The organism is Brevibacillus sp. SIMBA_040 (assembly GCF_046535075.1).
Taxonomy (GTDB): Bacteria; Bacillota; Bacilli; order Brevibacillales; family Brevibacillaceae; genus Brevibacillus.
Genome location: NZ_JAWRXI010000195.1, coordinates 1 through 269, shown reverse-complemented (window position 1 = coordinate 269; position 269 = coordinate 1). Strand labels below are relative to the sequence as shown.

Annotated in this window: 1 protein-coding gene; it reads left to right on the top strand. The window is 48.0% G+C overall.

Annotation, left to right across the window (positions count from 1 at the left end; genetic code table 11):
• Window positions 1-98: 98 nt before the first annotated feature.
• Window positions 99-269, top strand: a 171-nt coding sequence (gene rpmI / locus SB752_RS32525; protein WP_410719515.1) for a 50S ribosomal protein L35, incomplete at its 3' end; no start/stop codon positions are given.

Here is a 269-nt window from a genome sequence, read left to right as displayed (position 1 = left end):
CAGCTTATTATGGTCATCGCCCCGAAAAAGAAGAAGTAATCAACAGGGCACGGCAGGCCTTCTGATTATGTTTATCAACTGAATGCGGAGTACCGAACATGCCAAAGATGAAAACTAAAAGTGGTGCTGCTAAGCGGTTTCTGAAAACTGCTAACGGCATCAAGCACAAGCACGCTTTCAAGAGCCACATCCTGACCAAAATGTCGACCAAGCGTAAGCGTCAATTGCGCGGTAGCAGCTTGCTGCATCCGTCTGACGTGGCAAAAGTC